Origin of the sequence: Corynebacterium sp. HMSC073B01, assembly GCF_001838255.1 — a bacterium.
Lineage (GTDB): Bacteria > Actinomycetota > Actinomycetes > Mycobacteriales > Mycobacteriaceae > Corynebacterium > Corynebacterium jeikeium_D.
In genome coordinates this window covers 52,409-65,846 of sequence record NZ_KV836148.1, presented here as the reverse complement: position 1 = coordinate 65,846, position 13,438 = coordinate 52,409, and the positions used below count along the sequence as shown (strand labels likewise).

The 13,438-nt window shown below is 59.0% G+C and carries 10 protein-coding genes; 3 read left to right on the top strand and 7 right to left on the bottom strand.

All coding sequences use genetic code 11. The features are described 5' to 3' along the window. Nucleotides 1–11 precede the first annotated feature (11 nt). The 5 genes from HMPREF2849_RS03595 to HMPREF2849_RS03575 form a co-directional block, all read right to left on the bottom strand. Nucleotides 12–1,592, bottom strand: a complete 1,581-nt coding sequence (locus HMPREF2849_RS03595) for a carboxyl transferase domain-containing protein (RefSeq protein WP_049172754.1) — start codon at nucleotides 1,590–1,592, stop codon at nucleotides 12–14. A gap of 307 nt (nucleotides 1,593–1,899) precedes the next feature. Continuing rightward, the gene (locus tag HMPREF2849_RS03590) at nucleotides 1,900–2,493 is read right to left on the bottom strand and encodes a TetR/AcrR family transcriptional regulator (RefSeq protein ID WP_016422168.1); all 594 of its coding nucleotides are present in this window, start codon (nucleotides 2,491–2,493) and stop codon (nucleotides 1,900–1,902) included. 198 nt (nucleotides 2,494–2,691) lie between these two features. Beyond that, entirely contained in the window at nucleotides 2,692–4,239 is a 1,548-nt protein-coding gene (gene purH, locus HMPREF2849_RS03585) for a bifunctional phosphoribosylaminoimidazolecarboxamide formyltransferase/IMP cyclohydrolase (RefSeq protein WP_070862611.1), read from the bottom strand. After that, nucleotides 4,236–4,889 carry a phosphoribosylglycinamide formyltransferase gene (gene purN, locus HMPREF2849_RS03580; RefSeq protein WP_070862610.1) on the bottom strand — a complete coding sequence of 218 codons (654 nt, stop codon included), beginning with the start codon at nucleotides 4,887–4,889 and terminating at the stop codon, nucleotides 4,236–4,238. Before purN ends, purH begins: the two co-directional genes overlap by 4 nt. A gap of 57 nt (nucleotides 4,890–4,946) precedes the next feature. Continuing rightward, nucleotides 4,947–6,785, bottom strand: coding sequence for a cell division protein PerM (locus HMPREF2849_RS03575; RefSeq protein ID WP_070862609.1), 1,839 nt, complete (start codon nucleotides 6,783–6,785; stop codon nucleotides 4,947–4,949). 535 nt (nucleotides 6,786–7,320) lie between these two features. On the opposite strand from HMPREF2849_RS03575, the gene HMPREF2849_RS03570 reads away from it, so the two are divergent. Continuing rightward, nucleotides 7,321–8,028 (top strand): M23 family metallopeptidase, encoded by a 708-nt coding sequence (locus tag HMPREF2849_RS03570; protein WP_016422164.1) that lies wholly within the window; start codon nucleotides 7,321–7,323, stop codon nucleotides 8,026–8,028. Nucleotides 8,029–8,180: 152 nt separating this feature from the next. Continuing rightward, nucleotides 8,181–8,672, top strand: a complete 492-nt coding sequence (locus tag HMPREF2849_RS03565; protein ID WP_070862608.1) for a hotdog fold domain-containing protein — start codon at nucleotides 8,181–8,183, stop codon at nucleotides 8,670–8,672. Nucleotides 8,673–8,739: 67 nt separating this feature from the next. Here HMPREF2849_RS03565 and HMPREF2849_RS03560 read toward each other — a convergent pair whose 3' ends face one another. Then, nucleotides 8,740–11,439 (bottom strand): UvrD-helicase domain-containing protein, encoded by a 2,700-nt coding sequence (locus tag HMPREF2849_RS03560; RefSeq protein WP_070862607.1) that lies wholly within the window; start codon nucleotides 11,437–11,439, stop codon nucleotides 8,740–8,742. Between the two features lie 65 nt (nucleotides 11,440–11,504). Between HMPREF2849_RS03560 and HMPREF2849_RS03555 the strand changes: the two genes are divergently transcribed. Beyond that, a complete protein-coding gene (locus HMPREF2849_RS03555) occupies nucleotides 11,505–11,879 on the top strand; it encodes a chorismate mutase (protein WP_005509925.1) in 375 nt (124 codons plus the stop codon). A 22-nt stretch (nucleotides 11,880–11,901) separates the two neighbouring features. Here the strand turns inward: HMPREF2849_RS03555 and HMPREF2849_RS03550 are convergent, their stop codons facing one another. Continuing rightward, nucleotides 11,902–13,383, bottom strand: coding sequence for an NAD-dependent succinate-semialdehyde dehydrogenase (locus HMPREF2849_RS03550; RefSeq protein WP_069359436.1), 1,482 nt, complete (start codon nucleotides 13,381–13,383; stop codon nucleotides 11,902–11,904). Nucleotides 13,384–13,438: the final 55 nt, after the last annotated feature.

Here is a 13,438-nt window from a genome sequence, read left to right as displayed (position 1 = left end):
TTAGCTGGTTACTACATGCGGAAGACGCCGAAGCCCTGTTCATCCAGGGGCGCGCCACTTGCCACATCGAGGGCCATGCCAAGAATTCGGCGGGTATCTGCGGGATCGATGACACCGTCATCCCACAGGCGAGCCGATGAGTAATAGCAGTGCGACTGGCGCTCAAACTGCTCGCGGATCGGAGCTTCAAACTCCTCCTGCTCTTCCTGCGACCAGCTCTCACCTGAGCGTTCAATCTGGTTGCGACGAACCGTCGACAGCGTCATCGCCGCCTGTGGACCGCCCATGACGGAAATGCGAGCATTCGGCCACATCCAGAGGAAGCGCGGCGAATATGCGCGACCGCACATGGAGTAGTTGCCGGCGCCGAAGGCACCACCGATGACTACGGTGAACTTGGGCACGCGGGTGGTAGCCACGGCGTTGACCATCTTGGCGCCGTGCTTTGCGATACCGCCGGCCTCGTATTCGCGACCAACCATGAAGCCCGTGGTGTTCTGCAGGAATACCAGTGGGATGCCGCGCTGATCACACAGCTCGATGAAGTGCGCGCCCTTCTGCGCAGATTCCGCGAAGAGAATGCCGTTGTTGGCGATAATGCCGACGCGGTGGCCGTGGATGCGGGCGAAAGCAGTGACCAGGGTCGTACCAAATTCGGCCTTAAACTCCTGGTATTGACCTCCATCCACAATAATTTCAATAACCTCGTGAACGTCGTAAGGCACTTTGGCATCGACGGGGACGACATCGTAAAGATCGGTCTGGTTGCGAGTCGGCGAGACGGTGGATTCTGTGTCCCACGGAACTTCCGGGTCCTTGGGGAGCGTTGCGACGATATCGCGGACACGACGCAGTGCGTCGGCATCGTTAACCGCGAGGTGGTCAGTAACGCCGGAGGTCTTGGAGTGCAGTTCGCCGCCACCGAGTTCCTCTGGTGTGACATCTTCACCAGTTGCAGCCTTAACCAGTGGCGGGCCTGCCAGGAAGATGGTGCCCTGGTTTTTCACAATGACCGCTTCATCGCTCATCGCCGGCACATAGGCGCCACCGGCGGTACAGGATCCCATCACGGCGGCAATCTGCGGAATCCCGCGAGCGGAAAGGTTGGCCTGGTTGTAGAAAATGCGACCGAAATGATCGCGATCAGGGAAAACTTCATCCTGGTTGAGAAGCATGGCCCCGCCGGAGTCGACCAGGTAAATGCACGGCAAGTGGTTAAGGCTGGCAATCTCCTGTGCGCGCAGGTGCTTCTTGACAGTCAACGGGTAGTACGTTCCGCCGGAAACGGTTGCGTCATTGGCTACAACCAGGCAGCGACGACCTTCGATGATGCCAATGCCGGCGATGACGCCAGCAGCCGGAACCTTGCCGCCATACATTTCGTGGGCCGCTAGCGGTGCGACCTCAAGGAAAGGGCTGCCGGGGTCAAGCAGTTGGTTGATGCGCTGACGTGGCAGCAGCTTACCGCGGGAAATATGGCGAGCACGGGCACGTTCGGAACCACCGCGTGCTGTTGTGCTAAGCAGCTCTTTGAGCTCTGCGACGAGCTCTTCGTGGCGCTGTCGGTTGGTCAATGCTGGAGCGTGAGTCATGGGCGAAATACTTTCCGTTAATGACTATTAACTTTCTTGACGAAAAGATTAATGTGACCCCAGTCACCTCACAACAAATTTTGTTTCTTAGACCACACTTTCACCCCCGGAAGTCTTTTATGCAGCTTGAAATACACACCTCTCCCCGAGGTCGCAACATGTTTCCAATAGAGATTTATGTTTCCCCTAGAAATCTGTTTCGGGGGTGAATTCAACTGAATGTGAGCGCCCTGCACCGCACAACAAAGCCGCCTGACCTCACACTGCTGAGCACAGTGAGGCCAGACGGCAGAAGAATGAATACGGATTATTGGTTGTTAATGCCCAGCGCAGCGAGGGCCATCTCAAAGGCATTTTCCCTTGTCGCCTCGGGGCCCGCCCATTTGAGCACATGCCTGGAAGAGTTAATCAACCCAGCGGTGAGCTGGACTTTAAGCTGCGCCTCGTCGGAGGTGAGTTCGGGCTGTAGTTCACGCAGAGCGTCCACCCATAAGACCATGTAAAGACGCTGCAAGGAACGCACTTTTGCGCTCTGCTCTGGCGCCAGATTTCCCCCTTCGCGCTCTTGGACACGAATGCGATCGGGCTCCGTGACTGCAAAATGCACGTGATGCGCAAGGAGGCCCCGAAGAGTCTCCTCTGGCTCCCAATCATTGCTCTTTGCTCGATCGAGAACTGCTCGCGCACCATCGACAAGTCGGATAGAAATATCGATGAGGATCTGCGCCAACAGCTCTTCCTTGCCGCTGAAGTAACGGTAAAGAGCTGGGCCAGAAATGCCGACGGCGGAGCCAACATCCTCCAACCGAGTCTGATGAAACCCCCGGTCGGCCAGGATCGCAGCAGCAGCGGAGAGAATCTCTGCTTCTCGACGCCGTCGCGCTTCGGTTCTACGTGACATAAGCCCTTATGTTAAACGCATTGAAGCCATTTCGTCTGCATAATTCTCACCAGCGCCAGCCCTCAGCGAGTGTTCACATAGACCACGGCTCGACAACAGACACGCATCCTCGGCTCTATCTCCGCTCACTTCCGATTAGAGAAAACCGCCGAGGTGACAGTTAGCACCTCGGCGGTTAGCCCTTAACCCAATAAGGAATTAGTGGAAGAAGTGGCGAGTACCAGTCATGTACATAGTGACGCCAGCTTCCTTGGCAGCAGCGATGACCTCTTCGTCACGGATAGAGCCACCTGGCTGGACAACTGCCTTCACACCGGCATCAATCAGGACCTGCAGGCCGTCTGCGAACGGGAAGAAGGCATCGGACGCAGCGTAGGCCCCCTGGGTACGGTTTTCTCCGTCGGCAAGCGTATTTGCGCGCTCAACGGCGAGCTTTGCGGAGTCCACACGGTTGACCTGGCCCATGCCGACGCCGACGGTGGCGTTGTTCTTGGACAGCAGAATGGCGTTGGACTTCACAGCGCGGACGGAGCGCCATGCGAATTCGAGCTCGGCCAGCTCTTCGGCGTTCAATGCCTCGCCGGTGGCCAGCTCCCAGTTCTCCGGCTTATCGCCCTCTGCCTGGTAAGTATCCGGCTCCTGGGTGAGCAGGCCGCCTGAGATGAACTTGTTCTCTGCGGTCGGTGCTTCGTACTCGGCGACGAGAATGCGCAGGTTCTTCTTGGCCTTCAGTACCTCAACGGCACCGTCTTCGTAGGACGGAGCGACAATAACCTCGGTGAAGATGTCCTTGACCTGCTCGGCCATCTCAACGGAGACCTCGCGGTTGACGGCGATGACACCACCGAATGCGGACATCGGGTCACATGCGTGAGCTGCGCGGTGAGCTGCGGCGATGGACTCATCCGAAACTGCGATACCGCACGGGTTAGCGTGCTTGATGATTGCCACACACGGACGCTCATGATCCCAGGCGGCACGCCATGCGGCGTCGGCATCCTGGTAGTTGTTGTACGACATCTCCTTGCCGTTCAGCTGCTTGGCGTTAGCCAGCCCCTTGGTACCAATGCGGGTCAGAGTTGCCGACTGATGAGAGTTCTCGCCGTAGCGGAGCGGAGTCGGGGCGGCCCCCTCAGCGCCACCGAGCTGCTCAACAAACCAGTTGGACACAGCTGCGTCGTAATCGGCGGTGTGCAGGAATGCGTCACGAGCGAACTCACGGCGCTGCTCCAGGGTGAAGCCGCCTTCCTTCACGGCGGTAGCGACATCGCCGTAGCGAGCCGGGTCGACCACGATAGCGACCGACGGGTGGTTCTTCGCCGCAGCGCGAACCATCGACGGGCCTCCGATGTCAATCTGCTCCACGCACTCGTCGTAGGAAGCGCCCGAGGCAACGGTCTCACGGAACGGGTACAGGTTAACGACAACGAGCTGGAAAGCCTCCACGCCGAGCTCCTTCAGCTGAGCCAGGTGGTCTTCCTTGCGAGTATCAGCCAGAATGCCGGCGTGAACACGCGGGTGCAGCGTCTTCACACGGCCCTCGAGACACTCCGGGAAACCAGTGAGATCCTCAACCGGGGTCACCGGCACGCCAGCTGCAGCAATCTTGCCAGCCGTGGAACCGGTGGAAACGATTTCCACGCCAGCCTCGTGCAGGTCACGAGCCAGCTCCTCGAGCCCAGTCTTGTCGTAGACGCTAATCAGAGCGCGCTTGATTGGTTTACGCTGCGTGTTGTCGTTGGTCATTTCAGATAAGCCTTTCGTCCGTCACGCTCAATTCCGTGATCGGCAATCGAGTGCAATACATCAACCAGGAGTCGGCGTTCGACAACCTTGATTCGTTCGTGCAGGGTCTCCACCGTGTCGTCGTCCTCGACGGCCACTGGCTGCTGCGCCAGAATCGGCCCGGTGTCCACTCCATTATCAACGATATGCACGGTCGTGCCGGTGACCTTCACCCCATAGTCAAGTGCATCCGGTACCGCACGCGCCCCTGGGAAGGACGGCAGCAGCGCTGGGTGCGTATTAATGATGCGATTGCTGTAGGCCTCTACAAAGGAAGGCCCCAGAATGCGCATGAAACCCGCCGAGACAACGATATCCGGCGAAAAACTGTTCACGGCCTCTAAAACACGAATATCCCAACCTTCTCGGTCCTTCTTTGCCTCAGCATCGAAAGGCACCTGAAAAGTTGGGATATTGAGGTTTTGAGCCCTCTCCAGCGCCGGACAATCCTTGTCCGAACCAACCGCGACAATCTGAACCTTTTCAGCGTCGAGCAGTTCCAGCATCGACTGCAAAAGGGAGCCCAGGCCAGAGGCCAGGACTACGATGCGGAGCTGCTTGCTGGAGGAATTATTGTGCGAAATTTCTGCGACGGGCTGTGCTTCAGTCACGGCGTTTAGCTTACCCAGCCCGACAGAGACCCCAAATTCCGCTCCCCCTAAGTTGGCTTAGCTCTTTTGGCTTGACGACGGTTCCCCGTCGCCGCCCTCCTCCGAGTCTTCGGTGTCCTCATCGGATTCGTCCTCGTCGGTCGCATCTACTTCGCTCGGTTCTTCTCCGCCTGCGGCGCTTTCCGAATCCTCTTCAGAGTCGTCTGATTCCTCAGCGCCTTCTGAAGTGTCTTCAGACTCAGCACCGGACTCTGATTCCCCCTCTGTGTCGGACTCGGCTTCGTCTTCGGAGGTCGCTTCATCTTCGGAGGTCGCTACGACTTCCCCGTCGACAATCTCCTCCGACTCCTCTGACTCCTCCGAGCTGTCCCCGTCATTGTCGGACTTATCGGCGTCGCCGGCATCCTCAGCCTCAGCGTGACCGTCCCCATCTTCTGCAGGCTTCGGCGGGAACTTCTCAGCGGCCACTTCCGAGACACCCTTGTCCCTACCAAGTGACGGCACACCGGTCATCGCAACCACCACGATGGCCCCCGGAACAACCAGCCACATCGAGCCGAGCAGGCCAGTCAGCCACCAGGAGGCACCGGTCCACCCAAAGATGCCAACCTCACCGCCGAGCAGCCAAGCCAGCCCCATTAGGAACATGATCGACCACACGGCAGCGAGAACGACGACCAGGTAGGGCTGCTTCGGTGCAGATTTCTTCAGGAATGCCACGACACGCCAAGCTGCAACGGCTGGCGGTAGCACAATCAGCACTCCGAAAGCCCAGTGCGCCAGCGACTGAGGCATGGCAGCCAGAATCGGCAGGGGTGGTAGCTGAGCCGGGTGCACTGCGAACAGCCCAGCCTCCGCAGGCCCAAAGGTCGATTTTCCGCCTACCAGCACACCGACAGCACCGAAGGCCACATTTGGCAGGTACAGCAGCGAGAGACCGCTGACCGCAACACTTTCACCAGCCGTATCCGTGATTGCAAATGTCTCGGCCAGCAGTCCTCGATGCCAAATCAGCGAAACGAGGGTCACCACAACACCGACCAGCCACAGCCATGCCACGTAGCTGCCCGCCAGTCGCGCCGACGCGAGCAACCACTCCGGCAGCTTCCGGCGCAGCAGTAGTGCGCGCAGCAACCGCTGCCCCATTCCCAGTACCAAGGCCACGAGATTTACGAGCAGCGCGGCTGCAATCGCAAGGCCGAAACTGGGGGTTTGAATGCGGGGAAACACCTTCGACGCGTCGTAAAGCATGAGCCACGCGATGATGGTGAGCACAATGGGCGTACCCAGATACGCGCCGACCAGCGCGCGCACGTCCTTGATGCTGATGCGGTCAGCAACTTCGCGGCGTACACGCCAGGCGATGAACAACACCATCAGCACCGCAGGCAGTGCTGGTGTGAGCCCCAGCGTCGTGCCGTTAAAGCGGAACGGTGCGAGGTTAAAGATCATCCACATCGATGCGATACTCGCTGGAAACGGAGACATTCCAGCGCCGCTCACGATGACGCCAATCAGAGCTACCGAGATGATGAACAGCAATACGACGCCGTAAGAACCGGCAACAGACAGCCCAAACCGGCGCGCACGAGGCGAGTTAATGAGGCGACGGAAACCCGAGAACCGCCCCATGCGTGACGACGTCCCGGAGGCCCCCGCCTTCATCTTCGTCGTGGCGGCTCGATTGCTGTCGGCACCGACGCTGCGCGCACCGCCAGTCTGACCGGCCTGCGTATTCTGCCATGCGCGGGCAGTGCGCTCGCTGCGGACGCTACGGGAACCCCCGCCGCTGCCACCGGCACCGGTGCGGCTTCGCCGATTTCGATCGCTACCGGAGGAACCTCTCCGCGAATCCGCGCCTTTCACAGTGACATCGTCCTTCCCGCGTCTAATCATTGACAGCTGATTGCCCACCTATATAGATAGGGTGCCACGCAAGGGTGCGTCACAGCCATGGCCATATAGTGCCATACATACAACGCCTCTTTGTTTAGGCATTGCAGAGTCTAATTTGAAGGTACGGATCCCAGGACGGACGGTATCCGTTGAGTCCGATCTCCTTTTGCCCCCTCCCCCCCCCAAAGTGGCTTCACCTTTGGTTTCCATTTGTCAACGCCGATGGGTTACTTTTTGCCACCCCCGCGACCACACCCTTAGTTCACCCGGAAACTACTTGCCGATCCCCCTACCCAGCCCCTCGATTAAGGGGCATCCGCCATAAATCCCCTGGCAACACACCGGTTGCGCTTCACCGGATCCGTGATACAAGACAACAGCCCCACGGCCACAGCACGGCCCTATTGAACTGAAACTGACGAATCAGCGAACAAGTTCTCTAAAAACAAGTTGCTTGCCCTATATCGAACCGTTATTATCGCAGAAGTTAGATAACAGTTGGGTTACAAAGAGTTTCGTTGGCAGGGAGATTGAAGTGACGTTTTTCAATGCTCGTCGCGGAGGCGGAAAGCACCGCAAGGTAGAGGTTTCCGCAACTTCTCGCGCAGCACTGGTCGCACTGTCCGCATCGACGATCGCTTCCTCCAACGCGGTCGCCCACGCAGCTGAGACCGAGAATAAGGCTCCGGAGAACTCAGCTTCGACTCAGACCCGCGCTGCTCAGCCGAAGAACAACGCTCCGATGGTGCTGGCCTCCAGCTCCTTCAATCCGAGCACTAACCTCAGCGACCACCTCGCTACGGCGTTGCAGTACAACCAGGAGCGCGTTGCTCGCGACCAGGCTGCCCGCGCTCCGAAACTCTCCATCCCGACCGTGGGGCTGCTGACCTCACCGTTCGGCTCACGCTGGGGAACCTTCCACTACGGTGTCGACCTGGCTAACGTCACCAACACCCCAATCATGTCCGTCATGGACGGCACTGTTATCGATGCAGGCCCGGCTCAGGGCTACGGCCAGTGGATTCGCGTTCGCCATGACGACGGCTCTGTTTCCGTCTACGGCCACATCGAGTCCATCTACGTTGCTGTCGGAGAAGCTGTCCGAGCTGGTCAGGTCATCGCCGGTATGGGCAACCGCGGCTTCTCCACCGGTACGCACCTCCACTTCGAGATCCACCCGGATGGCACCACTCCGGTCGACCCGGTGACCTGGTTCATCCAGCGTGGTCTGAACCTGAACTAATCAGGTATCGGCACAGGTACGAGCAAGCCTGGCCGCTCTGCGAAGGCCCTACCTGTGCACCGGCCCCTGTTTGACCGCGGCTGCAAGCCTCCCCTGATTAAATTTTTCAGAAACCGGCATCGCCGCCGGTACTGGGGCTTTACTCTTGACACATGGCAGAGACTCAAACATTCCGCATGTGGAAGAAGTTGGCTGCGACTCCAGTCGTCGGCAAGCGTCTATTTTCCTTAACCGCCGCATTGACGGCGCCATATTTCCGCACAATCTGTCCCAAGCTAGAGACGATGCAGCCTGGACTGGCGGTAGCGCGCATGCCCGCTTGGTGGGGCGTGCGTAATCACATTAAGTCCGTGCATGCGATTGCTGCGTGTAACCTCGCTGAATTCGCGATGGGCATGCTCTGTGAGGCCAGCGTACCGACAACGCATCGCTGGGTTCCAAAGGGCATGACGACGAACTACAAGCGCATCTCCGTTGGTGGCCTGACGGCTGTGGCCAAGGCTGAGTTGCCGGACTTCTCCACCATCGCACCGGAGACTGGTGGGGTAGATTTTCCCGTCCACATCGTGCTGACCGATGCCAACGGCACCGAAGTACAAGATGCCACCATCAACTGCTGGGTGACAGCGAAGAAGCCTAAGTAGCCTCCACGCGATAGTGGCACGTGCACGGCCGCGGGTAGGGACGGCCAGTCGGGCGGTGGTTGTTCTTTTACAACTTCTCCATGGGCACGCCGCCGATAAGCATCATGCGGACCTTACCTGCGGATCCAAAGTCAATCATCGCAGTTGCCCGGGGCGCGGCCCCTTGGACCTCAAGCACAGTGCCTAAGCCGTACTTGTCGTGAACAACCTTGTCACCGGGCTCTAGGTGCAAGACCTGATTCTTCTTTCGGGATGACGCACCAGAGTTAGAGGATCCACCAGAGCCGAAGCCCGAGCTGGAACCGAAGCCCGACGAGGCACCATGGCCACGACCAAACGCGCTGCCCGCGCCGTAGCCACCAGAACCAAAACCACCAGAACCGGCGCCCCAGCTGCGAGCCGGAGCCTCGCGCAGCCAATCAATCAGGTCGCTTGGGACTTCCCCCAGGAAACGTGAGGGCGGATTATTCTGCGGCGAACCCCATGAGGAGCGAGTCACAGCTCGCGTGAGATACAGCTGCTTGCGCGCACGGGTAATACCTACATAGGCCAGACGTCGTTCTTCGGCCAGCTCCTTCGGATCGCCCAGGGCGCGCAGGTGCGGGAACAGTCCGTCTTCCCAGCCGATGAGAAATACCACCGGAAACTCCAGGCCCTTGGCCGTATGTAGCGTCATCAACGTCACTACACCGGTGTCGTCATCCGGAATCTGGTCCGCATCCGCCACCAGAGAAACTCGCTCGAGGAATGCCTGCAGACTTCCCGGCTCTGCTTCCCCATCGTTGTCGAAGTCGGCCGTGAAATCACGCGCGAGGTCATTCGCGATCTCAGATTCCACCTCGGACTCGCCACTGGTATCAGCACCGCTTTCAGCATCAGCTGCAGCGCCAGAGCCTTCATTTACATCAGCGCTAATATCCACCGACGACATCATCCGCGCCTCTGCAGAGAACTCCCGCGCAACGCTGACGAGCTCATTGAGGTTGTCCAGGCGCGTGGCATCTTGCGGATCATTGGAGCGCTCGAGCTCCGACTTGTATCCACTGCGGTCAATAATCGCGTTGACCAAGTCACCGATATCGGCCAGTTCACCGGATGCCATATCCGCCGCCAGAGCATCAATCATCTCGACGAACGCCGCCATCGCGTTTCGACTCCGCGCCGCCACCGCCGGAACCTTGCCCTCAGCTACGGCACGCAGCGCCGTGCCAAACGAGCACCGCTCGTCTTCGGCATAGAGCGACACATGCGCCACCGCACGGTCACCGATTCCACGCCGCGGCGTATTGATAATGCGACGCAGCGAAACATCATCGTCGAAGTTCTCAATAACGCGCAGGTAGGCGACAATATCGCGTACTTCCTTACGCTCATAAAACCTGGTGCCACCAACCACCGTGTACGGCACGCCCATACGAATGAAGACATCCTCTAGAGCACGGGAGGAATTATTGGTGCGGTAGAAAATCGCCACATCCGAGTACGAGTGCGGCCCGTAATCGACCAATTGCTCAATCTCGTTAGCGATAAACCGAGCCTCATCGTGCTCATTGTCCGCTACGTAGCCCTTGATCTTGCCGCCCTCACCGAGATCGGTCCACAGCTTCTTCTCCCGGCGATTCTCATTGCGCGCAATCAACGCATTGGCCGCCGACAGAATCGTCTGCGTCGAGCGATAGTTTTGCTCCAGCAGAATCGACGTGGCCTCCGGATAGTCCTTCTCAAACTCCTCAATATTGCGAATAGTCGCACCACGGAAGGCATAAATGGACTGGTCCGAATCGCCCACCACACACAGCTCACTCGGAGGCACATCTCCACCGGGCTTGCCGACGAGCGTCGAGACCAAAACATACTGCGCATGGTTGGTGTCCTGGTACTCGTCCACCAACACATGCCGGAAGCGGCGACGGTAATACTCTGCAACCTGCGGGTGACTGGTGAAGATCCGAACGACCTCACCGATTAGATCGTCAAAATCCACGGCATTAGCCGCCCGCAGCCTGGTCTGGTACTCCAGGTAAACCCGTGCAACGACGTCATCAAAAGGATTGCGCGTCGTCGAGGCATCCGCGATGGCCTTCTCCGGGTCAATCAACTCATTCTTGAGATTGGAGATACGCGACGAGAGCACGCGGCCGGTGAACTTCTTGGCATCCATGTCCATGTCCTTAGCAATCATGGACAGCAAACGCCGGGAGTCGTCCGAATCATAAATAGAGAAATTGGAATTAAGCCCCGGTACTAGCGCATGCTGCATGCGCAGGATGCGCACACACATGGAGTGGAACGTGGACACCCACATACGCTGCGCCTGGTCACCGACCAGACCGGCCACACGCTCGCGCATCTCGGCAGCGGCCTTATTGGTAAAGGTAATAGCCAAAATTTGGCTTGGCAGCACTCCACGCGCACCGATTAGGTATGCAATCCTGCGCGTCAGCACAGACGTCTTTCCCGAACCAGCTCCAGCCACAATCAACAGTGGTGAACCAATGTGCTCCACTGCTTGGCGCTGCTGCGGATTAAGCCCCTCTAGCAGCGACTCTGAATCAAAACTGGGCTCGAAGCCGCCGCCAAAACCGCCGCCAAAGCTGGCAGCGCCACTCGGCGCGCTATTGCTACCAGCGCCGGCGAAGTGGCCGAAACCACCGCGGCCAGGCGTAGCACCGCCCGACTCACCGTGGTTCGAACCAGCATGGCTATCGCCACTGCGGCCATCGTCAGCATTGAAGGACCCGAACAGCATTCCAGTTTCATTTCCCATGATGGCTACTACAGTAGCCGAGCCCCCGGATTGGACTGTTCGAATCCTTTGGCACAATAAGAACTATGAGCGAAAACCCTGCGGACACTCCCGCCGCACACACCGATAACACCGACGGCGCTGAGCACAGCCAGCAAGCTGCGGCAGTATCCCCTTTTGAAGTCCGCACCCCCACCGGCACCGATGACCCGTTGAGCTCCGCGGAGATCGAACAGTACCGCAAGGAAATCAACCGCCTTGACGGGCTGATTATCGATGCCATTCAACGCCGCACCGCAATCAGTAAGGCCGTCGGCAAAACCCGCCTGGGATCTGGCGGCACACGTCTCGTGCACGGCCGAGAGGTGCAGATCATCAACGAGTTCCGCGACGCACTTGGCCCAGAGGGCCCGGCGATCGCGTCGGCGCTGCTGCGCATGGGACGCGGTCGCCTGGGCTAACCCTCGCCAGCTACTCGCCCGTCTAGCCTTCCAGGGAAATCAGCTTTTCCTCTAGGAACTCATCGATACCGGTGAAGCCACCCTCGCGGCCAAGGCCGGACTGCTTGACACCACCGAACGGCGCCGACGGGTCCGACAGCGATCCCTTATTGACCGCAACCATGCCGGACTCCAGCGCCTCTGCCGCACTAAGCGCCTTGGTCAGGTTCTCACTGAACACATACGCAGCCAGGCCAAAGATGGTGTCATTTGCCTGCTCAATCGCACGGTCGTCGTCTGTGAAGGTTGTCACCGCAACCACTGGACCGAAAATCTCTTCGCGGACAATATCCGCATCCTCGGGCACATCGGTCAGAACTGTGGGCTCGAAGAAGTAGCCGTCGGAAAGCGCGCCGCCGAGATCTGGAATCTTGCCGCCGCACTCGACCTTCGCACCGCGCTTGATCGCATCATCAACCAGATCACGAACCTTTTCCTGTTGATCGCGCAGCGCGAGTGGCCCAAGGTCCGTCGCAGGGTCGGTGCCCTCGCCCAACTTCAGTTCCGCAAAACGCTTGACGACGCCCTCGACGAACGCATCCTTCTTGGATTCATGAACAATAAAGCGATTCGGGGCGATACACACCTGGCCGCCATTGCGGAGCTTGGCGTCACTGACTGCCTGCACAGCCTTTTCGACATCGCCATCAGAGAGAATGACAAACGGAGCATTTCCGCCGAGTTCAAGGGAGACTTTCATCGAGGTTTCCGCGGCCTTCGCAGCGAGCATCTGGCCAACTTCGGTGGAACCGGTGAAGGTGAACTTGCGCAGGCGGTCATCGGAAAGCAGGGCCGAAACGTTGGCTGAGTGTCCTGTTGGCAGCGCGGAGATCACGCCTGCGGGGACACCGGCCTCGATAAGCAGTTTGCCCAGGTAGAGCATGGTCAGCGGAGTTTTGGACGCGGGCTTAATAATGACCGGGCAGCCGGCGGCGAGTGCCGGGGCGATCTTGCGGGCACCCATAGCCAGCGGGAAATTCCACGGCGTAATAGCCAAAACCGGGCCGACCGGCTGCTTAATCACCGCGACGCGCGAGGTTCCGCTCGGAGAAATTCGGTAATCGCCGGAGATACGCACAGCCTCCTCAGCGAACCAACGGAAAAACTCGCCACCGTAGCCGACCTCGGCCTTGGAATCCGGCAGCGCACGGCCCATCTCCAGGGACTGCAGCTGGGCCAACTTGTCTGCATCCCGACGGATGAGTTCAAATGCGCGGTAGAGAATCTCGCTGCGCTTGCGGGGCGGGGTTGCCTTCCACTCCTTCTGGGCGGCGACGGCGTCGTCAAGCGCCCGCTTCGCGTCCTCTTCAGTGGCAGAAGCGACCTTGACCAGCGGATTATCTGTGGCGGGATTAATTACATCGAAGGTCTCGCCATTCGACGCAGGACGGAACTCACCGCCGAGCAGAAGACCCGTGGGGACGTCTTTGAGGATGTTGTCGTAATCGGGAGTGAAATCAGTCATATTTTCCAGGGTAGGTGTCTTTGCTGAAGCGGGCTAGGGGCTCGTAGGTGGCGGA

Excerpts from the sequence above, each read along its gene's own strand:
- HMPREF2849_RS03595 (WP_049172754.1), bottom strand. The coding sequence starts at position 1,592 with ATGACTCACGCTCCAGCATTGACCAACCGACAGCGCCACGAAGAGCTC.
- HMPREF2849_RS03590 (WP_016422168.1), bottom strand. The coding sequence starts at position 2,493 with ATGTCACGTAGAACCGAAGCGCGACGGCGTCGAGAAGCAGAGATTCTC.
- purH (WP_070862611.1), bottom strand. The coding sequence starts at position 4,239 with ATGACCAACGACAACACGCAGCGTAAACCAATCAAGCGCGCTCTGATT.
- HMPREF2849_RS03575 (WP_070862609.1), bottom strand. The coding sequence starts at position 6,785 with ATGATTAGACGCGGGAAGGACGATGTCACTGTGAAAGGCGCGGATTCG.
- HMPREF2849_RS03565 (WP_070862608.1), top strand. The coding sequence starts at position 8,181 with ATGGCAGAGACTCAAACATTCCGCATGTGGAAGAAGTTGGCTGCGACT.
- HMPREF2849_RS03560 (WP_070862607.1), bottom strand. The coding sequence starts at position 11,439 with ATGGGAAATGAAACTGGAATGCTGTTCGGGTCCTTCAATGCTGACGAT.
- HMPREF2849_RS03555 (WP_005509925.1), top strand. The coding sequence starts at position 11,505 with ATGAGCGAAAACCCTGCGGACACTCCCGCCGCACACACCGATAACACC.
- HMPREF2849_RS03550 (WP_069359436.1), bottom strand. The coding sequence starts at position 13,383 with ATGACTGATTTCACTCCCGATTACGACAACATCCTCAAAGACGTCCCC.